A 22,333-nucleotide genomic window follows, 5' to 3' on the forward strand; every position below is an offset into this window, starting at 1 on the left:
GATCGGTTGGATTAACCGAAGCAGAAAATAGAATCTTCGATCTTACCGATGCCTTCAAGTGCAATGCCGCAGCCGCGGACAACACAGCTCAGAGGATCGTCGGCAACGACGACCGGCAGTCCTGTTTCTTCCATCAGGAGGCGATCCAAGTCTTTCAGCAGCGCACCGCCGCCGGTCAGCATCAGACCGCGAACGGCAATATCGGCACCGAGTTCCGGAGGTGTCTGTTCCAGTGCTTTTTTAACAGCGCCCACAACCTGATTCAAAGGCTCTGTCAGAGCTTCAAGCACTTCGTTGCTGGAAATCGTGAAGGAACGAGGCACACCTTCGGCCAAGTTGCGGCCCTTAACTTCAAATTCTCTGACTTCGCTGGAAACGAAAGCGGAACCAATTTCTTTTTTGATTCTTTCAGCCGTCGGTTCACCGATCTGCATACCGTAGTTGCGGCGAATGTAGTCGATGATGGCCTGGTCAAATTTGTCGCCGCCCACGCGTACGCTGCAGGCGTAAACAATACCGCCTAAAGAAATCACGCCGACTTCGGTCGTACCGCCGCCGATGTCAATGACCATCGAGCCTGCGGCTTCGCTGACGGGAAGTCCGGCGCCGAGGGCTGCGGCCATCGGCTCTTCAATCAGATAAACCTGTTTTGCGCCGGCTGCTTCTGCGCTTTCTTTAATAGCGCGGCGTTCAACCTGCGTGGAACCGTAGGGAACACAAATCACAATACGGGGGCGCGGAGTGAAAATGCTCGGGGTATGCACTTTCTTAATGAAACTTTTGAGCATCTGCTCGGTAACGGTGAAATTGGCAATCACACCGTCCTTCATCGGGCGGATGGCATCAATATTTCCGGGAACGCGTCCGAGCATGTTTTTAGCTTCCTGACCCACTGCGCGAACGTCGAGCTTGCCCGAATTGCTTTTATCGGTGCGCACTGCAACTACGCTCGGTTCGTTAAGAACCATTCCCTTGCCACGGCAATAAATGAGAGTGTTTGCCGTACCCAAGTCAATTGCTAAATCGTTAGAAAAATAATTTCTAATACTGCCGAACATCAAATTCCCCTTGCAGCCTCTCTTTGGCACATATTTCGTAACTGCCTTTACTGCTTTTAGTAACACGTAAGGCAAACGTAAATGATAGACTAAAAAAGGTATTTTAGAGTCCGGGAAAGAGTTTCTTGTTACTTGCAGAAACAAGACTTTTCGGGGCATCCACTTTTGCAGGAAATCCATGTCACTTACTATCAATGACGTGCGACGCATCTCCGATCTCGCACGTATCGATTTGTCTGAAGAGAGTGCTAAAAAGCTCATGGGCGAGCTTAATGACATTCTTTCCATGGTCGAGCAGATTCAGTCTGTCGACACAACCGGTGTCGCTCCCATGCCGCACCCTTTCGGTGGTGTTCAGAGACTTCGCCCCGATGATGTCACCGAGCACAATCGCCGAGAGGAAAATATGCAGAACGCTCCCGACGAAATGGACGGTTTATTCTTAGTACCGAAAGTCATCGAATAACATGAAAGAACTTACACATGCCTCCGTGGCAGAGTTGAGCGCTCTTCTTTCTAAAAAAGAAGTCTCTGCAAAAGAAATCGCTCAGGCTTATCTCGACAAAATCGAGGACAAAAAATCCTTAAATGCATTCCTGGACGTCCGTCCGGAAGTTACTCTGAAAGAAGCGGAAGCCGCCGACCGTAAAATCGCCGAAGGCACCGCTTCTCCGCTGACCGGCGTTCCCATTGCACACAAAGATATTTTTGTCACACGCAACTGGGCGAGCACCGCCGCGAGCAAAATGCTCGAAAATTACATGAGCCCGTTTGATGCTACCGTGGTTGAACGTATTCAGGAAGCCGGCCTCGTCTGCCTCGGCAAAACCAATTGCGACGAATTCGCAATGGGCTCAACTACGGCCAACAGCGCCTATGGAAAGACATTCAATCCCTGGAACGAACATGTCGTTCCAGGCGGCTCTTCCGGCGGTTCCGCTTCCTGCGTTGCCGCGCGACTCACACCGGCAGCGACCGCTACCGACACGGGCGGATCGATCCGTCAGCCTGCAGCCTTCTGCGGCGTCACCGGTATTAAGCCCACGTACGGCCGTCCCAGCCGCTGGGGCATGATTGCATTTGCCTCCAGCTTGGATACCGCCGGCGTTATCGCCCAAACGGCAGAAGACTGCGCTTTAGTTCTTTCTCAGATGATCGGCTTTGATAAGCGCGACTCCACGAGCATCGAGCTGCCGCCTGAAGACCTGACGATCGGCCTGAACGACGGCGTCAAGGGGCTGCGTATCGGTGTGCCTCGCGCTTGGATTGATAAAGCTGCTCCGGCCCTTAGAGACTCCATCTATGCCGCATTGAAGGTATATGAAGATCTGGGTGCTGTTTTGGTGGATATCAAATTGGAAAAAGCCGACCTCGGCGTTCCTGTCTACTACATCATTGCACCGGCGGAAGCCAGCTCCAACCTCGGACGTTTCGACGGTGTTCGCTACGGTCACCGCGCTCAGAACTACACTGACCTGCTCGACATGATTAAGAAGAGCCGTGACGAAGGTTTCGGCCCGGAACCCAAGCGCCGCATTCTTATCGGTACTTACGTTCTTTCTCACGGCTACTACGACGCTTACTACATTAAGGCTCAGCAGGTCCGCCGTTTGATCGCCGAAGAATTCGATCACATCTTTGCAGAAAACTGCGACGTGATTGCCGCCCCGGTCTCTACCGATGCTGCTTTCCGCTTCGACGACAAGAGCGATCCGCTTTCTCTTTACCTGAGCGACCTTTACACCGTCCCCGGTTCGCTGGCCGGCCTTCCGAGCATGAGCGTTCCCTGCGGTATGAGCCCGGATAACCTTCCGTTCGGTCTCCAGCTGATTGCCCCGAAATGCAAAGAAGCTCGTCTGCTCCGCACTGCCCACGCCTATCAGAACGTCACCGATTGGCATAAGGCTGTTCCTGCCGGATATTAAGAAAGGATTACAAAATGGAATGGGAAGTTGTTATCGGACTGGAAACACACGTCCAGCTGTCCACTAAATCTAAAATCTTTTCCGGAGCGTCTGCAGCCTTCGGCGCAGAGCCGAACACTCATGCATGCCCGATCGACCTTGCCCTCCCGGGCTGCCTTCCGGTGCTCAACCGTGAGGCCGTCGAAAAGGCGATCCGCTTCGGCTTGGCCATTAACGCTAAAGTCGCCAACCGGTCGGTTTTTGACCGCAAACACTATTTCTACCCTGACCTTCCGAAGGCTTATCAGATCAGCCAGTTTGAACATCCCGTCGTTATCGGCGGCGAACTGACAATCCAGGTAGAAAATCCCGACGGCACAACCTACGCAAAAACCGTTCACCTGACACGCGCACACTTGGAAGAAGATGCGGGTAAGAGCGTTCATGGCATCGTTCACGGAAAGACAGGCATCGACTTGAACCGCGCCGGCACCCCGCTTCTCGAAATCGTCAGTGAACCGGAAATGCGCAGCTCGGCCGAAGCTGTGGCCTACGCCCGCGCTTTGCATGAGTTGGTGACTTGGATCGGTGTGAGCGACGGCGACATGCAGAAAGGCAACTTCAGATGCGACGCCAACGTATCCGTACGCCCCAAAGGACAGAAAGAATTCGGAACCCGCTGCGAAATTAAAAACCTCAACAGTTTTAAATTCCTGCAGGCCGCGATTGACTACGAAGTCCGCAGACAGATTGAACTGATTTCTGAGGGCGGCAAAGTCGTTCAGGCAACTCGCCTCTACGACCCGGACAATGATGAGACCCGAGAAATGAGAACCAAGGAAGATTCCATGGATTATCGCTACTTCCCGGATCCCGATCTTCAGCCGCTGGAAATCTCGGATGAATGGATCGATGAAGTCAGAGCCACAATGCCGGAACTGCCCGGCGCTGCCCTGAACCGTCTGATCCAGGAATACGGTATCAACGAAGCCGACGCGATTCAGCTTACGTCACACCGTCCGCTCACCGTCTATTTCGAGACGGCCGCTGCGAATGTGAAGGATAAGAAGGCCGTTGCCAACTGGATTCGCGGTGAAGTTTTAGCTAAGCTCAACGCCGCCGAGCTCACCATTGAAGAAAGCCCGGTCTCTGCCGAACAAGTCGGTCAGATCCTTAATCGCATGAGCGACGGCACGCTCAACCAGAAGGGCGCTCGTACGGTCTTCTCTGCGATTTGGGAAAAGAAAGGCGACAATGTCGACGCCCTTATCGAAACACTCGGCTTGAAGCAGATTTCGGACACCGGTGCCATTGAGGCCGCTATTGACGCAGTTCTGGCTGCTAATCCGAAGATGGTTGCCGAATTCAAGTCCGGCAAGGAAAAAGCCTTCAATGCTTTGGTCGGTCAAACTATGAGAGCCACCAAAGGAAAAGCCAATCCCGCTCAGGTTAACGAAATCCTGAGAGCGAAACTGGCTCAGTAAACCTTTGGGTCATTGACAAACAGGACGGCATCCCCGTCCTGTTTGTTTTTGGTTATTTGCTGCCGTATTTACGGCGATATTCGGAAATCGCTTCTTGATAGGCGGAAAGTTCGGGATCTTTGGTTTCTTTGAGGAAGGACATCAGGTCGGAAAGATCTGCGATTGCAACCACCGGCATGGCATAGCGCGCCTTAACATCTTCTACAGCGGAGCGGTCGGCTACTTTTTCTGCTGTTCCCGCACATTCCATGCGATCCAGCGCTAAAAGAACGCCCGAAGGATGAGCACCGCAGGCTTCAATGATTTTGACGGATTCTCCGACCGACGTACCGGCAGAGATCACATCATCGATGATCACGACGTGACCTTTAATCGGGGCTCCGACGGTATTTCCGCCTTCGCCGTGATCCTTGACTTCCTTACGGTTATAAGCAAAAGGAAGATCGTATCCGAGTTCAGCCATTCTCATGGCAACTGCAGCGGCCAAGGTAATGCCTTTATATGCCGGTCCGAAGATCATGTCGCACTCGATACGCCCTTCTTCCATGGCCTTGATCAAAGTGCGGGCGTAAAAGTCCGCAAGTTTTGAGAGCATGGCACCGGTATTAAATAAACCCGCATTGAAGAAATAGGGCGACAGGCGGCCGGCCTTAGTTTTAAATTCTCCGAACCTTAATACTTTAGATTCAATACAAAACTCAATAAATTTATGCTGAATGCTGGACATAACGAAGTCACCGAGAAATTAAGACTTAAGTGGCGGATATTCTAACGAGGCGTATTGCGCAAAAACAATCGGTTCGAAATTCTTTTCCTCAGAGTACGGTCCTTGGAAGCCGACATTTCTCCTGGCCGCGGTAAGATTAGACATTCTGAAAAAACGGACCGGCAAGTGCTTAAGATCATCACCATCAATACCAACGGCATCCGCAGTGCTGTCAATAAAGGCTTTCATCTCTGGCTGGCAAAACAGGATGCCGACATCGTCTGCATCCAGGAATTAAAAGCTCAGCCGGACGAAGTGCCGGACGAGATTAATTTGGACGGTACTTTTTATCGTTACGTCCACTGCGCTGAAAAGAAAGGCTATTCCGGCTGCGCGATCCTTACCCGGAAAAAACCGGACGAAGTCATTATCGGATTCGGCAACGAAGAATTTGACCGTGAAGGACGATATGTTGAAGCCCGCTTTAACAATTTAATCGTCGTCTCTATTTACTTTCCTTCTGGAAGCTCCTCTGAAGAACGTCAGCAGGCCAAATTCCGCTTTCTTGATGTCATCAAAGGCCGCTTAGATGAGCTGCTTCGTGACGGTCGGGACGTTGTCTTATGCGGTGACTTCAACATCGCACACAAAGAAATTGATATTAAAAACTGGAAAGGCAATTTGAAGAATTCCGGCTTCCTTCCGGAAGAGCGTCAGTGGATCACGGATCGGCTTCGTGAAGGCTGGCAGGATGTCTTCCGGCGCCTGGACCCGCGGCCGGATCGCTTCACATGGTGGAGCAACCGAGGACGCGCCAGGATAAATAATGTCGGGTGGAGAATCGACTATCAGTTTTCAACACCGGCGATTGCTTCCACCGCGAAAGAAACCGATATCTATCGGGACGAGCGCTTCTCTGATCACGCCCCGCTTACCGTCGTCTATGACTTTAATTTGCAATGATTGCTGAACAAATACTTTTCTCACAGGGGTTCGGAACCCGTCACGAATGCACGGGACTTATCGTTCAAGGCCGATTTCGTGTTAACGGCACTGCAGTGACCGATCCGGATGAGGATATCCCGACGGAAGACCTGACCTTTGAGGTCGACGGAGTCCAATGGCCTTTCTTTGAAAAAGCCATCATCCTGCTGAACAAACCCGAGCACTACGAATGCTCCCTGAAGCCTATCCATCATCCGAGCGTGCTCTCGCTGCTGCCTCCGCCTTTGCGCGTCAGAAAAGTCCAGCCGGTGGGCCGTCTCGACGAAGACACCACGGGACTGCTTTTATTGACGGATGACGGAAAGCTGATTCATCGACTTACGCACCCGAAAAAACACGTCACCAAAATCTATCGGGTCACGCTTAAACATCCGGTCACAGAAAAGCAGATCGCTCAGCTCCTCAAAGGCGTGCAGCTTGCAGACTCGCCGGATATCGTCAAAGCCGTCAGCTGTGACAAAGTCTCCGAACTCGTCATTGATCTCGGCATTACGCAAGGCAAGTATCACCAGGTCAAGCGCATGATGGCTGCCGTATCTAATCGGGTCGTCGCACTGGAACGAATTCGTTTCGGAAACCTCTCTCTGCCGGAAGACTTAAAACCGGGGGAATGGACCTGGGGCAAATCTGCTCAGGAAATTATCGGATGATTCGTTCTTCAAAGCTGCGGAGTCGATTTTCGGACTTCAAGATTTACCTCAAGCCCGTTTGTCTCAGAATGTTCTTTCTGGGCTTCTCTGCGGGACTGCCTTTGCTCTTGGTGCTGGGCACGCTCGGCTTTTGGCTGCGGGAAGCGGGTATTGATCTCAAGACGATCGGCTTCCTCTCGTGGGTCGGATTGGTCTACGGCTGTAAATGGCTGTGGGCCCCTTTGGTCGACAACGTCAAACTGCCCTGGTTATCCGAGCATTTAGGTCAGCGTCGCGCGTGGCTCGCTCTCTCTCAGGTGATGCTGATTATTTCGCTCGCCGGCATGGCCTTCTCTAATCCGCAGACGCATATGCCTCAGATCGTCGTCTTTGCGCTGCTCACGGCATTCTGCTCGGCAACCCAGGACATTTCTCTGGACGCTTACCGCATCGAAAGCGCTTCTGCCGATCTTCAAGGCGCGTTAGCGGCAACTTATCAAACCGGATATCGGCTTGCAATGATTTGGGCCGGCGCCGGCGCTTTTGCTCTGGCAGCCTTTTTCCAATCGGCTCCCTCCGGCGCCTACGATCAAACCGGCTGGACCTGGGCCTACCTCATCATGGCCGCTTCAATTAGCGTTGGTCTAGCAACCACTTTGCTCTCACCGCCGCCGAACGCTTCCGATGAGAAATCCAAACTGCGTCACCTGGAGGAAATGCGTCACCACGTTCACGCCTTTATCCTCCGCCACCCTTCACTTCCTCGTCCTATCGCTAAGGTTATCGGCTGGTTCGGATTTGTCTGCGTTCGGCCGATTGCAGACTTCTTCTACCGGTATCGCTGGCACGCCCTTGCCATCCTACTCCTGATCGCAACGTACCGGATCAGTGACGTTGTGATGGGTGTGATGAGTAACCCTTTCTATCGTGATATGGGCTTTACCAAGGAGGAAGTTGCCGCCGTCTCTAAGATCTTCGGCGTCGTGATGACCTTGGTCGGAACCTTCATCGGCGGCATCGTGGTGCTAAAAATCGGCATTCTGAAAACGCTCTTTATCGGAGCGCTGCTCTCTGCCGGCACGAACCTGCTGTTCTCAGCGCTGGCAGGCATCGGTCATAGCCTGCCATTCCTGGTATTCACCGTCAGTGCAGACAACCTCTCCGGCGGTCTCGCAAGCGCCGCTTTTATCGCCTACCTATCAGGGCTCACGAACGTACAGTATTCCGCAACACAGTATGCGGTGTTCTCCTCCATCATGCTGATCCTGCCGAAATTCCTTGCAGGCTTCTCAGGCGTGCTGGTAGAAAGCTTAGGGTATTCAAACTTCTTTATCCTAACGGCCGCGCTCGGCGTCCCGGTTCTCGTTTTGATCCCGATCATCGGTTATCTTTCGCGGCACCGGGCCCCGGATAAAAATTAGGCCTTTTCTTCCCCCTCTTCCGGTTCATTCAATTCCGGCAAGTCGTAGCCTTTGGTTTCATGAGCGATTTCCGCCAGGCAGCTGACCATATCGGATAAGGCCGAGGGCAGGTCTTCCAATGGAGCCTCTTTATCGAGGATGGTCTTGACCTGAGCGAAGTCACCCAATGCTTCTTCGGGAAGATGACGTAAAACACCGTGGAGCGAACGGGCTACAGCACGCGAATTGGTATCCAAGATGCCGGGCCAGGTCTGCGCGGCCTCCAGGAAACCCAATGCGAAAGGCTCAAGCGCTTCGATCGCAGCTTTACCGGTCAAAGGACGACCTTTTTCGTCCTCTGCTTCAAAATAAACCGGATCCAGAGGTACGGCCTGCGTCAGCTGATCTCCGATCTGATGGAAACGTTTGAGAAGCAGTGCTCTGAGTCGTTTGTCGCTCGCCGCACTTCCGGTGCCGGCATCTTTCGCTCCAATAGTCGACAAAATATGCGGCAGCCAGTCTTTGGTCTCCGGTGTTTTAGGAAGCAGCTGTACCGCCGTCATAAAACCGTCGGCTTCGGCTAAATCCATTGCCTCCGCTTCTACGGGAATAGAAGCTAATAACTCATCCGCCTCGACAAATTCGTCATCGGTGACGGCATTCGACTTATCCGACATTTTCCTCTACTCCTTTTTCTGTAAATTGTTCCAACAGCTTGCGGACTTCCCCACTGTCTCGGGATTTTACAAGCTTCAATGTGAGCCTCTGACAAGAGCTCCGTTTCAGGGACCTTATCATTTCCTTGACGATCGGTATCTGCATCGGCACCATAGAGAGCTCGTTAATGCCGAGTCCGAGGAAAAACGGCACCATCTCTCGACGTCCGCCCATCTCGCCGCAGATCGAAATCGGTTTATTCTGCTTCTGAGCCGCCTTGACTGCAGCACGAATTAACCTCAGTACTGCCGGATGGCATTCGTCATACAGCGGAGCCACAGATGGATTCCCGCGGTCGACACCCAGTGTGTATTGAATCAGATCATTAGTACCGAGAGAAGCAAAATCCGCCTCTGCCAGAAGCTCTTCTGCACAGATCACGGCAGCAGGAAGCTCAATCATGATGCCCACCGGCACGAACTCATTAAACTCGAGCTTTTCCTCCCGAAGCTGAGTTTTTGCAAGCTCGATATATCGCTTTGCTTCTCGGATTTCCTGAAGGCTCGATATCATCGGCAGCATAATCCGGACATCCGCACCGGATGCGGCTCGCAAAATCGCCCGGATCTGCGTGATGAAAAGATTCGGATTAGCCAAGGTAAAACGAATCGCTCTCAGGCCCAGCGCAGGATTATCTTCTTTTTCTGCACTCGAGAAATAGTTGCGCTTTCTTGCTTCGGCACTGAGCAGCTTGTCTCCGCCGACGTCAATCGTGCGAATCGTCACAGGGCGTCCCGCCATAGTATCAATCAGCTCTCGATAGCTTTCCATCTGCTCCCGTTCCTCGGGAAGGTTGTCGCGGCCCATGAACAAATATTCGCTGCGGAAGAGACCGACTCCTTGGGCCCCTAAATGCAGGATCTCATCTAATCCTGAAACCATGGCCACATTGGCCTTCAGAGTCACTCGGAACTTATCTTTCGTTTCTGCCACGCGCCTGCGGGCTCGATACAGCTGCGAATACTTCTTTTCCTGAGCTTTGACGTTTCGCTCAATCTCTTTGATTTCAGAGGCCGTGGGATTGCAGATGATCTGGCCGCTATTGGAATCCACAAAAATGCGGTCGTTATTTTTAATAACGGAAAGTGCTCCAGCCACACCTACGACAGCAGGAATAAAAAGTGTCTGCGACAGAAGCGCCGTATGAGAGGTCGGGCCGCCCTTTTCCGTGACGATTCCGACCAAATCCAGTTCTTCATATTCAGTGAGCCAAATAACATCAGCAATCGAAAGATCATTCGTCACCAAAATCACTTCCGATTGGGCGTTGCGCACTTTCTCTTGGATTTTGCGGCGCTCTCCGGTCAGCTCCTCCTGAAGTCTGCGGATCACGTGCACGATGTCGTCGCTGCGTTCAGCCAAGTAGGCATCTGTCAGGCTGTCAAAGAGTTTCAGCATATCTTCTAGATGCTTTTGAAGCGCCCATTCGACATTGATCTGCTGGGTCTGGATCCGATCCGATACGTCATCAAACATCGTCGAATCGTTGACCAAAAGCTTGAAGACTTCAAGGAACGTTTTAACTTCTTTCGGCGCCTTTTTCGGAGAGCGGCGAATCATTTGATCGAGCTCTCTGCTGACCGAGCTCACTGACTTCCTGAGACGTCCAATCTCTTTATCAACATCTTCGGCTGTCACCGAATAGCGAGGTGCCTGCAGAGAGGAAGTCTGCATTACCCTGGCGTGTCCGAAACCGATGCCGCTGGAGACGCCAACGCCTCTCAGCTCCTGCCGTTGAGACACAAGCTTTTCACTCATGCTTAGTCCTGTTCTCCGAACTTAGTGTCAAAAAGCTCTTTCAACTGCTGCAGGGCTGATTCTTCATCAGTTCCGTCCGCGCTAATCTTTAAGACCGTGCCTTTAGAAGCAGCCAAAAGCATGACACCCATAATCGACTTCCCATTCACAACGCGCCCGTCTTTATCAATTTTGATTTCACTCAGAAACTCATTCGCTTTCTGTGTGAGTTTGGCTGCCGGACGGGCGTGAAGTCCCAGACGATTAATAACTTCTACTTCAATGGTTTTCACTGGTGCACTCTCCTGGAATACAGATAACGGGACGGATTTCCTGCGCCTTGGCTCGAAGTTCTTCGAAACTCAGCGAACGATAGGTAAGCATTTTGAAGAACAGGGGGAAGCTCAGCGGAGACACAAGCATGCAGCGTTTGCCGCTGGTGTACTTCTTAAGAACATTGCAGGGCGTTGCGCCTTCGATATCCAAAAGAATAATCATCTCCTCCGTTTGAACCGAATCCCACACTTTCTTTAAGTGTTCGAACTGGTCGCTCTCTTTGGCGTCGGAATCAATGTCCGCCGCTGCGCAGTGATCAATCGGTCCCATGATCTGAGTTGCGGCTTTGAGCATGGCACTTGCAATCGGCTTGTGGGCCGCCAGGATGATTCCTTTGGGCAATTTCTCCATTCTTCCATCTTCCTCTAAACGATAACGACATTTTATATGGGCCGATGCCCTGCGGAAGCCCATTTAAAGCCGCCCGGGTTTCCTCAAAACCGCATTCCATCTAGAATATTTCTTTCACTCATTGAGGTCACCATGGCGATCGTTACATTTAAGAGCAATGCTGCAGGCGAAATTTATATGTTCCGTGAAACGGCCGAAAAGATCTTCAAAGTCATCGGAAAGCCTTTAGGCATCCGCGGTGTTCTCACTCCGGAAGAACTGCCTGCCGCTATCGCAGCACTGAAAACTGAGATGGAAAAAGAAAAGGAATACTTAAAGGCAGTCCGGGAACGTGAAGATAAACTCTTCAAAGAGGGCAAGGATTTAGATGAGGAAAAGAAGCCCTCGATCGAACAGCCTGTTTATTTCACTCAGCGAGCTTATCCGCTGCTGGAAATGTTTGAACTGAGCTTAAAGGACGACACCCCTGTTGTGTGGGGCGTTTAAGACCCCGGCTCTTTACCTATAAAGTCAGAAAAGGACGGCGCAGCACCGTCCTTTTTGTTTGCCCGGCCCCTTCTTGATGTTTAGGCTCTCCAGAATCCGCGGGTAAAGAGAACGAGGACGGTAAACAGCTCCAGACGGCCGATAACCATTAGGAAGCAGCAGAATAAAACTTGGAAGTCAGACAGCGACGTAAAGTTATAAGATGGTCCGAGGCTCCCCAAGGCCGGTCCCAGATTATTCAGACAGGCCAGCGCTGCGGAGAACGAAGTAAGGCCGTCCAGTCCGGAAAGCAGAAAGACGATCGTGCTGATCAGAGCAATCACGGTATAGAGCATTAAGAACGCCATCACTGAAAAGATAATCTGCTTATCAATGACCTTGTTTCCGATGATCAGAGGCCGAACCATACGCGGGTGAAGAATGCGCTTAAATTCCAAGTTGCCCTGCTTAACCAAGGCAATCGCTCGGATCATCTTGAAGCCGCCGCCCGTGGACCCTGCGCAGGTTGCAAAACAAGACCCGAATAAAATCATGAGCTGAACAACAAGCGGCCATTCTCCGTAATTGGTGTTGGCAAAGCCGCCGGTACTGATCACGAAAACCGTATTTGTCACACCGTAATAAATCGCGTCGTAGACATTCGTATACGTCTTCGAATAGACCAGCATGAAGGACGCAAAAATCGAAATAAGTGCCGCTGTTCCGATCCAGCCGCACGTTTCGACGTCTTTCAGGTAAACCTTCAGGGACAGTTTTCTCCAGGCAATAAAGTGCATCGAGAAGTTGATGCCTCCGATCAATAAGAAAACCACACAGACCCAGTCCACGGCTCTTCCCGGCCAATAGGCAAAGCCGGCATCGTGGCTGGAGTAGCCGCCCAGAGACACCGTGGTAAAGGTGTGCATAATGGCGTCGTCCCAGTCCATTCCTGCAAAGTGATAGCAGACGGCGCATGCCACGGAAATCGCCAAATAAATGTTGTAGAAAGCTTTGGCGGTATCTGCAATTCGGGGCGTGAGACGGCCTTCTTTCATCGGGCCTGAGCTTTCCGCTCGGAAAATCTGCGAGCCGCCGACACCCAACAGAGGAAGCACGGCTACCGCCATCACCAGAATTCCGATACCGCCCATCCAAGCGAGGAAGCACCGCCAAAAGTTCACGCTGAGCGGCAGGCGGTCTAATCCGGAGAGAATCGTGCCGCAGGTGGTTGTGATACCCGAGGTTGCCTCAAAAAATGCGTGGACAAATGAGATCCCTTCGATATTGACATAAAGAGGAATAGTCGCAGCCAGCGCCAGAAGGACCCAAGCCATGGTCACCAGAAGAAAGCCGTCTCGAGGAATCAGCTCTCGCTTATAGCGCCGCGTCAGAAGCCACATCAGCAGCCCGGTGAAAAAAGTAATGCAAAACGCGATTTCAAAACCTGCAGAGGCCCCGTCCTTCTTCCATAACGACAATGCCAGCGGAATCAGCATCGACAGAGAAAAGCCGATGATGATCGGTCCCAGAACGTTAAGTACGGGGAGCAGCATTAAACGAAGGACGGGCGGCAGCAGCTGCATCTTAGAAGAACCCTACGGAAGGAGCGAAAAGTTTTTCCACTTCGGAAATTTGGCGCTTGTTGCCCATAAAGACAATCACTTGGTCCCCGTCGAGCACCTCAGGCACTTCGTTGGCCATAAATACTTCCTGAACACCGCTGACGGTTCGCAGAATGCAGCCGATCGCCGTGCCCTGAGGCATCGCGATCTTATCGACGGTCCGGCCGATGACCTTCGAGTTTTTTGCCGAGCCGTGCGCAACGATTTCCATCACCTCAGCGCCTCCTCTGCGAAGCGTATGAGCCGACAGTACGTCGCCCTGACGAATATGACGCAACAGGTCCGAGAGCGTTGCTTCCGTGGGTGAGAACGCAATATCAATGCTCGTTCCCTCAACCAAGTCAATATAGTCGGTACGGTTAATCAGCGTAATCGCACGATGAGCGCCGAGTTTCTTGGCTAAGAGACAGCTCATGATGTTGTCTTCATCGTCATTGCTGACCGCGACAAAAAGATCCGTGTTGGCAATACCTTCATCGACGAACAAGCTTTCGTCCGTCATATCTCCGTGCAGTACGAGAACGGAGCTGGAAAGATTCTGAGATAAGAACTGGCAGCGGGAAAGGTCGGACTCAATGATCTTGACGTTATAGGCGTCTCCCGAAACCGTTTCGACCTGATCCAGAGCTTTTGCGAGCTGCAGTCCCAGACTGCCGCCGCCCACGATCATGACTCGGTCGGAGCGACGCGTCTTTACTCGGAAGGTCTTCACGACGGCATGCGCACAGGCTTTCGTTGTAAGGAAGAAAATTTCGTCTCCGGCCTCAAGAACCGTCTTCCCGTCGATATCATCCAGCCGGTACTTCTGACGATAAATGGAAACGATTTGAACCTTGACCCTCGGCAGTTCGTCCTGAAGTGCACTAACAGGACGTCCGCACATTTTTGAGGAACTCACGATCTTTACCGACATCAGCACGACGTCGCCGTCGGAGAACTCAATAACCTGAAGCGCCTCAGGATACGTAATCAGCTGAACAATGTAGTTAGTAATTGCTTCCTCCGGCCAAATAACCGAAGTGGCACGGAAACCGGAGGTCGACAGAAGCGCCGGATACTCTCTGAGCTCATCATTGCGGACTCGGGCAATGCGGGACGGAACGTTGAAAAGCTGTTCGGCAATCAGCGTTACAGCCAGATTAGTTTCATCATTTGCGGTGACCGCAATGATCATGTCGGCGTCTACGGCGCCGGCGTCTGCGAGAACAGAAGGAGAAGTCGCGTCTCCGACAATGCCCTGTAAGTCATAATTACTTTGAATTTCGGCAATCTTAGCCTTATTGGTGTCCACGATCGTGATGTCGTTGGACTCGGACACCAGATTGCCGGCGACGGAGGAGCCGACTTTTCCCGCTCCGATGATCAGAATCCGCATTTCTCCTCCTTAATTACTCAAAGCAAAGGATTACTCTTTTGCTTTGCCGATCTTGCCGACTTCGATTCCTAACTGCTTTAGCTTGCGATACAGATGCGTTCTCTCCAGTCCTGCGAAACTGGCCACCCGCGTAATACTATTATTTTCGCGTTTTAAGAGGTTCAAGAAATAAATGCGTTCGAATTGGTCTCTTGCCTCTCTGAGCGGGGCGCAAAAATCCACCTGATCAAGAAGCTTGGAAACTGGCGCACTGCCCGATTTGTCCTGCGACTGAACCGGGGCAGGAGCTGCCGGAATAGGCGCCTGGACGCCGGTGCGGATCGGTGCCGGTTCGGCTCGGGTGTATTGCGGACGAGCAGCAGCTCCGATCTTGGGTTCTTTAGGGCTTTTAGCCAGCGCCTCTTTCACCGAGCTGATCAGTCGGGACAGAGCAATCGGCTTTTCCAGAAAATCTACAGCGCCGAATTTCGTTGCCTCTACAGCCGTATCCAGCGTAGCGTGGCCGCTCATCATAATCACCGGAACATTAAGCTGGCCGGTCGCATTCCACTCCTTAAGAAGAGAGACACCGTCATTGTCCGGCATCCAAATATCAAGCAGAACCAAATCCGGGTGCTGTGTCATTGCAGATCTTGCCGCACTTGCATTCTCTGCCAAAAGAACTCCGTAGCCCTCATCGGAAAGGATTTCAGAAAGAAGTTCCCGAATTCCGATTTCGTCGTCAACAACCAAAATTACTGCCATGTTTTTCTATTTGTAATAAAACAATTCTTTTCATTTTACCGAACCAAATCAATTCGGTCGGCTTTGTTCGTGCCAAAGACGGTGAAAAACGAAGATAAGCCTTGCGCCGCAGACATTTCCATCCGCATCTTTGCGGTTTTCAGCAGCAGCCATCGCGCCGTGCTCCTCAGCAATTTTTTTAATTGTCGCAAGACCCAGGCCCGTTCCCGAGGACTTCGTCGTGACGTAGGGCTCGAACGCATGCTCAAGAATTTGATCGGTAAAGCCCGGACCGTTGTCGGAAACATCCAGTTCCACGCCTTCGACATCGCCCGCCTCGTCCGTCACGACAGAAGCCCGAATGCTGACCACCAGTTTGTCTTTATCCGGTACCGCCTCCATCGAATTCGACAAAAGATTGTGGAAGACCTGACGAAGCTGATTCTGATCCGCTTCAATCGGAGGAATTCCCGGCTGAAGGAATAAATCGATATGAACACCTGCTGCCTGGTAAAACTTCACAACCTCTTCAACAAACGCTTTCAGATCAAGCTTGTCATAGTGCGGGGCACCGATCTTGGCATAGAGACGGAAATCATTGACCATCTGCTTCATGGCCGTAACCTGATTGACGATCGTCTTTGTCGCGCGCTCGAGGATCTCCTTGTCACGACCCTCGAGTTTGGCGCCGATTTTCATCTCGACACGCTCTGCGGCCAATTGAATCGGCGTCAGCGGATTCTTGATTTCATGGGCCAAACGGCGCGCTACCTCGCCCCACGCTTCGGTTCGCTGTGCGGACACAAGCGCGGTCACATCATCAAAAACAATCAAATATCCCTGAGCGTCACCAATCGGAAGGCGTGTAGCTCTCGCAAAGAGATTCTGTTTCGTTACCGCGTTCTCTGGACGCTGATACTCGCACTGAAGCGTGATATCGTTGCGTTCATCTGTTTGCGCCATAAGTTTTTCGACGACCTCCGAGGCAAACCCCGGAATCGCCTGTGCAAATTCCGACCCCAAACGATCAGTCAGCGGAATACCTAGAATTCTGGAGGCGCTGGAGTTCGCAGAAATAATCTTCTTATCGTTATTAAGCACAATAACGCCCGAAGACATCTTTGCCAAAATGCGCTCCAAATAACTCTTGGCCTGTTCAAGTTCCGCCCCGCGGCGCACCAAGTCGGCCTGCGTCTGCGCCAGCTGCTCTGTCATGCGGTTAAAAGAGCGCGCCAGTTCTCCGACTTCGTCATCGGCCTTAACTTCGGGAATAAGGTCATATTTGCCTTCTGCAACCTTTCTGGTTCCTTCCAGGAGCATCATCAGCGGCTGGCTGATACGGTTGGCCATAATCACCGAAAGGGCAATCGCACCGAACATGGAAAGAAGCAGAACGAGGGTCAGAGAAATCAGATAAATATTATTCAGACCCGCACGGGCTAATACCATTTCCTGATAATCCCGATACCCGTTCATCAGCGTCTCGGCATTGGTAGACAGAGAGGGAGGAACGTTATCCACGACTTCCAAGAAGACGGTTTCCGAACCTGCCGCCTGTAGGACAGAAGAGCGGCCCTTTAGGTAGTCCGGCTGTTCGGTTCGATAGGCAAAGGAGGCAATGCTCTCAACCGAAGGTACAGGTACGATGACCCGAGCCTTCTGCATACCGCCGACCTCGTCGTCGATTTGCTGCCAAAAGCCGCGCGTCCGCACGGTTTGAAGAACACGATTTGTCGGCACGCTGGGAACGAGACTTCTGAATGAGCTCGCGCTGACCGTAATGAAATTACCTGCGGAGTTAACCAGCACGGCTTCCTGCAGGCCCTGTCGTTCCCGCGCTGCATCCAGCACCGTCATCCAATTGGCCGGCGGTGTCTCGGAGATTTCGTTGGCAATAGTGCGGGCTTTTTGCCGCAGAGAACTCTGAAAGTTCTCCACGACTTCTCTGCCCAGGGTTAGGCCGGAGTCCAGTGCGCGTTCGACTCGGACGTCGAACCAGGACTCGACGGAAGTATGAAGAAACTGCACGGAAGTCGCAAAAATCAAAATTCCGGGCACGACACCGGTTAGCCCGAGAGCCAGTGCAAATTTAGAGAGGATTTTTACGCCGTACTTTTTCTTTTGAGCCCTGCGGTAGAGCCGATATAAGAGAACGCAGACGAGGCCGAGAAATACCAGCGCGATGATGGTGTTGAGCCAAAGAAGCAGTGTGTAGTACTTTTCAAAAAATGTGCTGTTCTGACTGGCCAAAACCAGAAGAAAGAGCAGTACGCAGCTCACACCGATCACGGCGATCAGCCCAAGCCGGAAGTACTTGGACATTTATTTCTCCCCGGCGCCCTTAATTTCGGCGTCAAACCATCCCGAATTCAAATTCCAGCCGTCGTCCTTTTTCAGCGTGACTTGGAAGGGGCGAGGAAGTTTGGAGGTATCTAAATAAAAACGAGCCCGCGCCTCATAATCTTCCGGGTTGAGATTTCGGTAGGAACCGACGTAAAGATTATTAATTGTTTTAATAAATCTCAGGGCGCCCTCAAGAGAGGAAAAACTCTGCGTCATTCCTCCGATCGCGACGCGATAACTGCGCGTCAGAGGATTAAAACTCAGGCGAATGGTCTCCTTGATGCCGCAAATCGACCGATCAAACCAATACCAGCGTTTCTTCTCCACTTCCACTTCAATCACAAAATAAAGTGTGATCCCGCGCTGGAGAACATCCTCAACCTCAGAGCTGAGCTCAAATTCAAAACTGCTGCTGAAATACAGACCCTTTGCCGGCACCTCCTGCCCTTCAATGACAGGATCGACGGGCACGACGACGTCCGAGGCCAAAGCACTGAGACTCGTGCTCATGGCCAGGAGAGTGATCGCAAGCAGTTTCTTCAGGGACATCAAATCTTCTCAAGTAAAGCGTAAAAGAATCCGTCATGCGTAGCGGGCCAAACAGAGCCCGGAGTCTCAGGCCCCTCAGCGGGGGAAAGCGATAAAAGGTTTTCGCCCTCCGGACCGATCGGAATCAGCTTGGCATCGGGATGGCGAGCGCAAAATGCTTCGATTCCGCGGGGTCCCTCCTCAGGGAAAACCGAGCAGACGGCATATAGAATTCTGCCATTATTTGCCAAGAGGGGCCACATGGTTTCCAGAAGCTTCCCCTGAGTCCGCGCAAGTTTGGCAATATCTTCGGGCTTTCTCGACCAGGGGATGTCCGGGTGTCTTCTCACAATACCTGAAGCCGTACAAGGGGCATCCAGCAGAATCCTCTCAAAAGGACGGCCGTCCCACCATTTTTTAGGATCGCCTGCGTCAGCCACCGTTACTTTTGCCTTTAGGCCCAGTCGGTCAAGATTTTCGGTGATTCGGGAGGCACGCTTGGGATCAATTTCAAGCGCAGTCATATCCACGTCGGCCAGCTCCAAGCTGTGAGCCGTCTTTCCTCCGGGTGCCGCGCAGGCGTCTAAGACACGCATTCCTTCCTTGGCGTCGAGAAGTTCGGCTGCCAACTGGCTTCCGGCATCCTGCACCGAGACCTCTCCTTCAAGAAAACCGGGAACGTCTTTCACCGGCCTCGGAGACAGAAGAATCAAACCAAACTTGCCTACCCGCTCTGCGGGGATCCCGGCTTTTTCCAGCTTGGCCTGAGCTTCTTCTACAGAAGTTTTTCCAGTATTAACGCGAAGCGTCATCGGCGGATGCTTTTGCTGGAGCGCAAAAATTTCAGGCGTTTGCTCACCAAACACCGCTTCGTAGCGGCGAATCCACCAATCGGGTGCGTTGAAACGAACCGTCGGCTGCTTTTCGGCCTTCACTAAAAGTTCGGTCTTTTCACGACCGAATCGTCTCAATATTGCATTGACGAAATTGGCCGCCTTCACCATTTTGCGGGAATGCTTCGCTGCTGCCACCGCTTCATTAACTACGGTAAAGGGCTTTTCTTTTCCCTCGCTCAAAAGACCGAGAGCAAGCTCAATGAGCGCCAATACATCATCTGCAGGCGCACGCGAGATAAGATCCGAAGAGAGCTTTTGCAGAAGAGCCCTTTGACGTACGGCCGTATACAGAACGCTTTGGCAGGCGCTTCTGTTTTCAGAATCTTTCGGCAGTCCTTCAAGCACCTTCTCTATCGAGAGACCTTTTTTGACTCCGATCCAAAGCGGTATCGTCTGTGTAAGAGTGACAGCTAAGGCAGCAGAACTCATTTAAGAACTTCTCCTTTGGAAAAGGCGTGACCGGCAATAAAGTCTCGAACATCCAGCTGCTTTCCGCCGGGTCTCTGCAGACGAGTAATACGCAAAACGGTACTGTCACCGCAGGCAACCAAAATTCCTTTCGCGCTGCTTTCAATAACCGTGCCCGGGGTCTCGCCGGTTTTCTTTCCCGGCTCGGCAAAAGCCATCCAAATCTTAAGTACTTCGTCACCGCAGGCGCAGAAACAGCCCGGAACCGGGTTAAAGGCTCTCACCTTATCAGCGATCTTATCGGCGGACGCCGTCCAGTCGATCTTGCCTTCTGCCTTGGAGAGTTTAGAGGCGTAGGTTGCGCCTTCGGGCTGAGAAATCGGAGGATAGGCTTCAGGATTCCGCAAATACTCGATCAGCATCTCGGCTCCGAGGCGAGAAAGCGTCTCGGTAAGATCGCCGGCCGTATCCTCAGGCGTAATTTCAACGGAACGTTTCATCAGCATCGGACCAGTATCAAGCCCCGCATCCATCTGCATCAATGTAATGCCCGTTTCCTTGTCTCCGCGCTCAATGGCTCGCGCAATCGGTGCAGCGCCTCGCCACTCCGGCAGAAGACTGCCGTGAATATTTACAGCCTTTAACGTCGGGAACTTCTGAGGCAGAACGCCCGAGGGAATATCAAGAACAAACTGAGGAACGATAAGGCCGTAAGCAGCCACCACAAGAACGTCCGCTTTCGCCTCCTGCATCTTTGTCAGGACTTCGGCGGTTTCTTCACCGCCTTTTTCGACTCTGAGGGAAAGCGGGGTGTAAACCGGAATATTATGCTGCTTGGCCAGCGACTTCACGGCACTTTCTTTCAGCTTGCGGCCGCGCCCTGCGGGTCGGTCCGGCTGAGATAAAACCATCACTACTTCATGTTCACTCTGAATTAATGCTTCTAAAGCTTTAGCCGCAAACTCCGGCGTTCCTGCAAAAATAACTCTCATCTTGTCCTCTTAACCCGAATCAGAATTGAAATTGTAATGACGGAGCCGATTGTTTCATAATCAAAGCTGACTATTTTCGGTGGTTTGCTCATGCCTTTTGCTCACTTAAAAACGGGACGCTTTCACTACGAGGTATTCGGCGATAAACAGCTTCCGGCCGTCCTCTTAATCATGGGTCTGGGAATGCCGGCAGCGGGCTGGCCTCGGAGCTTTATTTCCATGCTCTTGGAAAAAAGCCTTCGCGTCATCACCGTGGATAACCGAGATGCAGGCTTATCCGAGCACTTTTCTCATCTGAAAACGTCTATCTCCGTTCCTGCTGCCATCGGAAGAACTCTTCTTCGCCTGCCGGTCCAAGCACCCTATCTCCTCGAAGATATGGCCCTCGACTTAGTGCAGCTGCTGGATGAATTAAAGCTCCAAAGAGCGCATGTCGTAGGAGCCTCGATGGGAGGAATGATCGGTCAGACCCTTGCATCGATCCGGCCCTCCCGAGTCGCGTCCCTTACTTCTATTATGTCGGCCTCAGGCAACCCGAGAACGGGCTTTGGAAAACTGCGCGCAATTTATTCAATCTTGATGCACTCGAGCGATCTCTCCACCGAAGAAGGGAGAGAGAAGCATCTGGAAAGAGTATTTATGACTCTGAAAAGCCCGAGCTACGAATACACCGCTCAGGAAAAACATGAGCTACTCCACGAGATGAGCCGCTATGAAATTGATCAAACTGCCGGAGAACGACAGCTGCTGGCAATTCTTGCGAGCGGGGACCGCTCAAGTGATATCGCTCGTATCACCGCGCCGACATTAGTTATTCACGGAGAGGACGATCCTCTTCTTCCGCTCGCAGCGGGGAAGGAAGTGGCCGACCTCATCCCGAAATCTGAGTTTCTGGCCTTGCCGCGCATGGGACACGATTTGCCGCCGATTCACTTCGAGACAATTACTAGAGCGATCGCCTCTCACGTTTGGCAGGCGGAAGCCTAGATCAGGCTTCTTCCTTGGCAGCTCGTTCTTCTTCCAGACGCATCTTACGAATCTTGTGACGAATGCGCTGTTTCTTAAGCATGCTCAGGTGGTCTACGAAGACCGTCCCTTCCAAATGATCCATTTCGTGCTGAACACAGACAGCCAGCAGCCCGTCGCATTCCAATTCAAAAAAGTTGCCTTCGAGATCCTGAGCCTTAACCTTTACTTTTGCCGGGCGAGTGACCTTGTCGTAAATGCCGGGCAGAGATAAGCAGCCCTCTTCCCAAGGCTTAGTCTCCTCACTGGACTCAACCAGCTCCGGATTGACTAAAACTTTAAGATCGTTTTTCTCTTCGGTGATATCGATCACAATTAAACGAATATGTCGGTCAACCTGTGTCGCAGCAAGACCTACACCGGGAGCTTTGTACATAGTTTCGGCCATATCGGCGGCAAGCTGCTTGAGTTTGTCGTCAAACTCCGTCACCACGGCTGCCTTCGTGGCAAGACGCGGATCAGGATATTTAAGAATCGGAAGTAAAGCCAACGTTATGCTCCAAAAATCACTTTATTGTCAGTAAACCTTTAATAATACTCGCCACGGCAATTACTTATAACTACTTATATACACACTAAAACACCTGTTACATGTTGATTAACGGAAAAGAAATAACCGCTTCTTTGA

At 51.9% G+C, this 22,333-nt stretch carries 22 protein-coding genes; 8 read left to right on the forward strand and 14 right to left on the reverse strand.

Going from position 1 to position 22,333, the window contains the following annotated elements; translation table 11 throughout:
* Nucleotides 1-11: 11 nt before the first annotated feature.
* The gene (locus HMPREF9439_RS01615) at nt 12-1,058 is read right to left on the reverse strand and encodes a rod shape-determining protein (protein WP_008810283.1); all 1,047 of its coding nucleotides are present in this window, start codon (nt 1,056-1,058) and stop codon (nt 12-14) included.
* Nucleotides 1,059-1,236: 178 nt separating this feature from the next.
* Between HMPREF9439_RS01615 and gatC the strand changes: the two genes are divergently transcribed.
* From gatC to gatB, 3 genes are read left to right on the forward strand one after another with little or no spacing between them, the layout of a single operon-like run.
* Nucleotides 1,237-1,524 carry an Asp-tRNA(Asn)/Glu-tRNA(Gln) amidotransferase subunit GatC gene (gene gatC / locus HMPREF9439_RS01620; protein WP_008810284.1) on the forward strand — a complete coding sequence of 96 codons (288 nt, stop codon included), beginning with the start codon at nt 1,237-1,239 and terminating at the stop codon, nt 1,522-1,524.
* A gap of 1 nt (nt 1,525) precedes the next feature.
* Complete coding sequence (gatA, locus tag HMPREF9439_RS01625) at nt 1,526-2,983, forward strand: Asp-tRNA(Asn)/Glu-tRNA(Gln) amidotransferase subunit GatA (RefSeq protein ID WP_008810285.1); 1,458 nt, start codon at nt 1,526-1,528, stop codon at nt 2,981-2,983.
* Between the two features lie 14 nt (nt 2,984-2,997).
* A complete protein-coding gene (gene gatB / locus HMPREF9439_RS01630; RefSeq protein ID WP_008810286.1) occupies nt 2,998-4,446 on the forward strand; it encodes an Asp-tRNA(Asn)/Glu-tRNA(Gln) amidotransferase subunit GatB in 1,449 nt (482 codons plus the stop codon).
* A gap of 52 nt (nt 4,447-4,498) precedes the next feature.
* Here gatB and pyrE read toward each other — a convergent pair whose 3' ends face one another.
* Entirely contained in the window at nt 4,499-5,173 is a 675-nt protein-coding gene (gene pyrE, locus HMPREF9439_RS01635) for an orotate phosphoribosyltransferase (RefSeq protein WP_008863448.1), read from the reverse strand.
* Between the two features lie 165 nt (nt 5,174-5,338).
* On the opposite strand from pyrE, the gene HMPREF9439_RS01640 reads away from it, so the two are divergent.
* Genes HMPREF9439_RS01640 through HMPREF9439_RS01650 form a run of 3 tightly spaced genes read left to right on the forward strand, consistent with a single transcriptional unit; the run spans nt 5,339 to nt 8,207 of the window.
* On the forward strand, nt 5,339-6,115 hold the full coding sequence (locus HMPREF9439_RS01640; RefSeq protein ID WP_040603350.1) for an exodeoxyribonuclease III: 777 nt from the start codon (nt 5,339-5,341) through the stop codon (nt 6,113-6,115).
* The gene (locus HMPREF9439_RS01645) at nt 6,112-6,807 is read left to right on the forward strand and encodes a pseudouridine synthase (protein WP_008810289.1); all 696 of its coding nucleotides are present in this window, start codon (nt 6,112-6,114) and stop codon (nt 6,805-6,807) included. Before HMPREF9439_RS01640 ends, HMPREF9439_RS01645 begins: the two co-directional genes overlap by 4 nt.
* Nucleotides 6,804-8,207, forward strand: coding sequence for an AmpG family muropeptide MFS transporter (locus HMPREF9439_RS01650; RefSeq protein WP_008863450.1), 1,404 nt, complete (start codon nt 6,804-6,806; stop codon nt 8,205-8,207). The genes HMPREF9439_RS01645 and HMPREF9439_RS01650 overlap by 4 nt, the downstream gene beginning before the upstream one ends.
* Here the strand turns inward: HMPREF9439_RS01650 and HMPREF9439_RS01655 are convergent.
* Genes HMPREF9439_RS01655 through HMPREF9439_RS01670 form a run of 4 tightly spaced genes read right to left on the reverse strand, consistent with a single transcriptional unit; the run spans nt 8,204 to nt 11,327 of the window.
* A complete protein-coding gene (locus HMPREF9439_RS01655) occupies nt 8,204-8,863 on the reverse strand; it encodes a UPF0149 family protein (RefSeq protein ID WP_008810291.1) in 660 nt (219 codons plus the stop codon). The two genes, HMPREF9439_RS01650 and HMPREF9439_RS01655, sit on opposite strands and share 4 nt — an antisense overlap.
* Nucleotides 8,853-10,661 carry a phosphoenolpyruvate--protein phosphotransferase gene (ptsP, locus tag HMPREF9439_RS01660; protein ID WP_008863451.1) on the reverse strand — a complete coding sequence of 603 codons (1,809 nt, stop codon included), beginning with the start codon at nt 10,659-10,661 and terminating at the stop codon, nt 8,853-8,855. Before ptsP ends, HMPREF9439_RS01655 begins: the two co-directional genes overlap by 11 nt.
* A 2-nt stretch (nt 10,662-10,663) precedes the next feature.
* Nucleotides 10,664-10,933 (reverse strand): HPr family phosphocarrier protein, encoded by a 270-nt coding sequence (locus HMPREF9439_RS01665; protein ID WP_008810293.1) that lies wholly within the window; start codon nt 10,931-10,933, stop codon nt 10,664-10,666.
* Nucleotides 10,920-11,327 (reverse strand): PTS sugar transporter subunit IIA, encoded by a 408-nt coding sequence (locus HMPREF9439_RS01670; RefSeq protein ID WP_008863452.1) that lies wholly within the window; start codon nt 11,325-11,327, stop codon nt 10,920-10,922. Before HMPREF9439_RS01670 ends, HMPREF9439_RS01665 begins: the two co-directional genes overlap by 14 nt.
* 132 nt (nt 11,328-11,459) lie before the next feature.
* Between HMPREF9439_RS01670 and HMPREF9439_RS01675 the strand changes: the two genes are divergently transcribed.
* Nucleotides 11,460-11,813 carry a DUF1840 domain-containing protein gene (locus HMPREF9439_RS01675; protein WP_008810295.1) on the forward strand — a complete coding sequence of 118 codons (354 nt, stop codon included), beginning with the start codon at nt 11,460-11,462 and terminating at the stop codon, nt 11,811-11,813.
* An 80-nt stretch (nt 11,814-11,893) separates the two neighbouring features.
* Here HMPREF9439_RS01675 and HMPREF9439_RS01680 read toward each other — a convergent pair whose 3' ends face one another.
* From HMPREF9439_RS01680 to fmt, 7 genes are read right to left on the reverse strand one after another with little or no spacing between them, the layout of a single operon-like run.
* On the reverse strand, nt 11,894-13,375 hold the full coding sequence (locus HMPREF9439_RS01680; RefSeq protein ID WP_008863454.1) for a TrkH family potassium uptake protein: 1,482 nt from the start codon (nt 13,373-13,375) through the stop codon (nt 11,894-11,896).
* Between the two features lies 1 nt (nt 13,376).
* Entirely contained in the window at nt 13,377-14,789 is a 1,413-nt protein-coding gene (gene trkA, locus HMPREF9439_RS01685) for a Trk system potassium transporter TrkA (RefSeq protein WP_008810297.1), read from the reverse strand.
* A 30-nt stretch (nt 14,790-14,819) separates the two neighbouring features.
* Entirely contained in the window at nt 14,820-15,533 is a 714-nt protein-coding gene (locus tag HMPREF9439_RS01690) for a response regulator (RefSeq protein WP_008810298.1), read from the reverse strand.
* Between the two features lie 48 nt (nt 15,534-15,581).
* Complete coding sequence (locus tag HMPREF9439_RS01695) at nt 15,582-17,834, reverse strand: sensor histidine kinase (RefSeq protein ID WP_008810299.1); 2,253 nt, start codon at nt 17,832-17,834, stop codon at nt 15,582-15,584.
* A complete protein-coding gene (locus tag HMPREF9439_RS01700; protein WP_008810300.1) occupies nt 17,835-18,404 on the reverse strand; it encodes a DUF4390 domain-containing protein in 570 nt (189 codons plus the stop codon).
* On the reverse strand, nt 18,404-19,708 hold the full coding sequence (gene rsmB / locus HMPREF9439_RS01705; protein WP_008810301.1) for a 16S rRNA (cytosine(967)-C(5))-methyltransferase RsmB: 1,305 nt from the start codon (nt 19,706-19,708) through the stop codon (nt 18,404-18,406). Before rsmB ends, HMPREF9439_RS01700 begins: the two co-directional genes overlap by 1 nt.
* The gene (gene fmt, locus HMPREF9439_RS01710; protein WP_008863455.1) at nt 19,705-20,679 is read right to left on the reverse strand and encodes a methionyl-tRNA formyltransferase; all 975 of its coding nucleotides are present in this window, start codon (nt 20,677-20,679) and stop codon (nt 19,705-19,707) included. Before fmt ends, rsmB begins: the two co-directional genes overlap by 4 nt.
* A 90-nt stretch (nt 20,680-20,769) precedes the next feature.
* Here fmt and HMPREF9439_RS01715 point away from each other — a divergent pair, with 90 nt between their 5' ends.
* On the forward strand, nt 20,770-21,666 hold the full coding sequence (locus HMPREF9439_RS01715; RefSeq protein WP_008863456.1) for an alpha/beta fold hydrolase: 897 nt from the start codon (nt 20,770-20,772) through the stop codon (nt 21,664-21,666).
* A 1-nt stretch (nt 21,667) separates the two neighbouring features.
* Here the strand turns inward: HMPREF9439_RS01715 and def are convergent, their stop codons facing one another.
* Nucleotides 21,668-22,195: a peptide deformylase gene (gene def, locus HMPREF9439_RS01720; RefSeq protein WP_008810304.1), complete on the reverse strand. Its 528-nt coding sequence runs from the start codon at nt 22,193-22,195 to the stop codon at nt 21,668-21,670.
* Nucleotides 22,196-22,333 lie beyond the last annotated feature (138 nt).

The organism is Parasutterella excrementihominis YIT 11859 (genome assembly GCF_000205025.1).
Lineage (GTDB): Bacteria > Pseudomonadota > Gammaproteobacteria > Burkholderiales > Burkholderiaceae_F > Parasutterella > Parasutterella excrementihominis.

Coding starts and splice junctions, on each gene's coding strand:
- HMPREF9439_RS01615 (WP_008810283.1), bottom strand. CDS start 1,058: ATGTTCGGCAGTATTAGAAATTATTTTTCTAACGATTTAGCAATTGAC.
- gatC (WP_008810284.1), top strand. CDS start 1,237: ATGTCACTTACTATCAATGACGTGCGACGCATCTCCGATCTCGCACGT.
- gatA (WP_008810285.1), top strand. CDS start 1,526: ATGAAAGAACTTACACATGCCTCCGTGGCAGAGTTGAGCGCTCTTCTT.
- gatB (WP_008810286.1), top strand. CDS start 2,998: ATGGAATGGGAAGTTGTTATCGGACTGGAAACACACGTCCAGCTGTCC.
- pyrE (WP_008863448.1), bottom strand. CDS start 5,173: ATGTCCAGCATTCAGCATAAATTTATTGAGTTTTGTATTGAATCTAAA.
- HMPREF9439_RS01645 (WP_008810289.1), top strand. CDS start 6,112: ATGATTGCTGAACAAATACTTTTCTCACAGGGGTTCGGAACCCGTCAC.
- HMPREF9439_RS01650 (WP_008863450.1), top strand. CDS start 6,804: ATGATTCGTTCTTCAAAGCTGCGGAGTCGATTTTCGGACTTCAAGATT.
- HMPREF9439_RS01655 (WP_008810291.1), bottom strand. CDS start 8,863: ATGTCGGATAAGTCGAATGCCGTCACCGATGACGAATTTGTCGAGGCG.
- ptsP (WP_008863451.1), bottom strand. CDS start 10,661: ATGAGTGAAAAGCTTGTGTCTCAACGGCAGGAGCTGAGAGGCGTTGGC.
- HMPREF9439_RS01670 (WP_008863452.1), bottom strand. CDS start 11,327: ATGGAGAAATTGCCCAAAGGAATCATCCTGGCGGCCCACAAGCCGATT.
- HMPREF9439_RS01675 (WP_008810295.1), top strand. CDS start 11,460: ATGGCGATCGTTACATTTAAGAGCAATGCTGCAGGCGAAATTTATATG.
- HMPREF9439_RS01680 (WP_008863454.1), bottom strand. CDS start 13,375: ATGCAGCTGCTGCCGCCCGTCCTTCGTTTAATGCTGCTCCCCGTACTT.
- trkA (WP_008810297.1), bottom strand. CDS start 14,789: ATGCGGATTCTGATCATCGGAGCGGGAAAAGTCGGCTCCTCCGTCGCC.
- HMPREF9439_RS01690 (WP_008810298.1), bottom strand. CDS start 15,533: ATGGCAGTAATTTTGGTTGTTGACGACGAAATCGGAATTCGGGAACTT.
- HMPREF9439_RS01695 (WP_008810299.1), bottom strand. CDS start 17,834: ATGTCCAAGTACTTCCGGCTTGGGCTGATCGCCGTGATCGGTGTGAGC.
- HMPREF9439_RS01700 (WP_008810300.1), bottom strand. CDS start 18,404: ATGTCCCTGAAGAAACTGCTTGCGATCACTCTCCTGGCCATGAGCACG.
- rsmB (WP_008810301.1), bottom strand. CDS start 19,708: ATGAGTTCTGCTGCCTTAGCTGTCACTCTTACACAGACGATACCGCTT.
- fmt (WP_008863455.1), bottom strand. CDS start 20,679: ATGAGAGTTATTTTTGCAGGAACGCCGGAGTTTGCGGCTAAAGCTTTA.
- HMPREF9439_RS01715 (WP_008863456.1), top strand. CDS start 20,770: ATGCCTTTTGCTCACTTAAAAACGGGACGCTTTCACTACGAGGTATTC.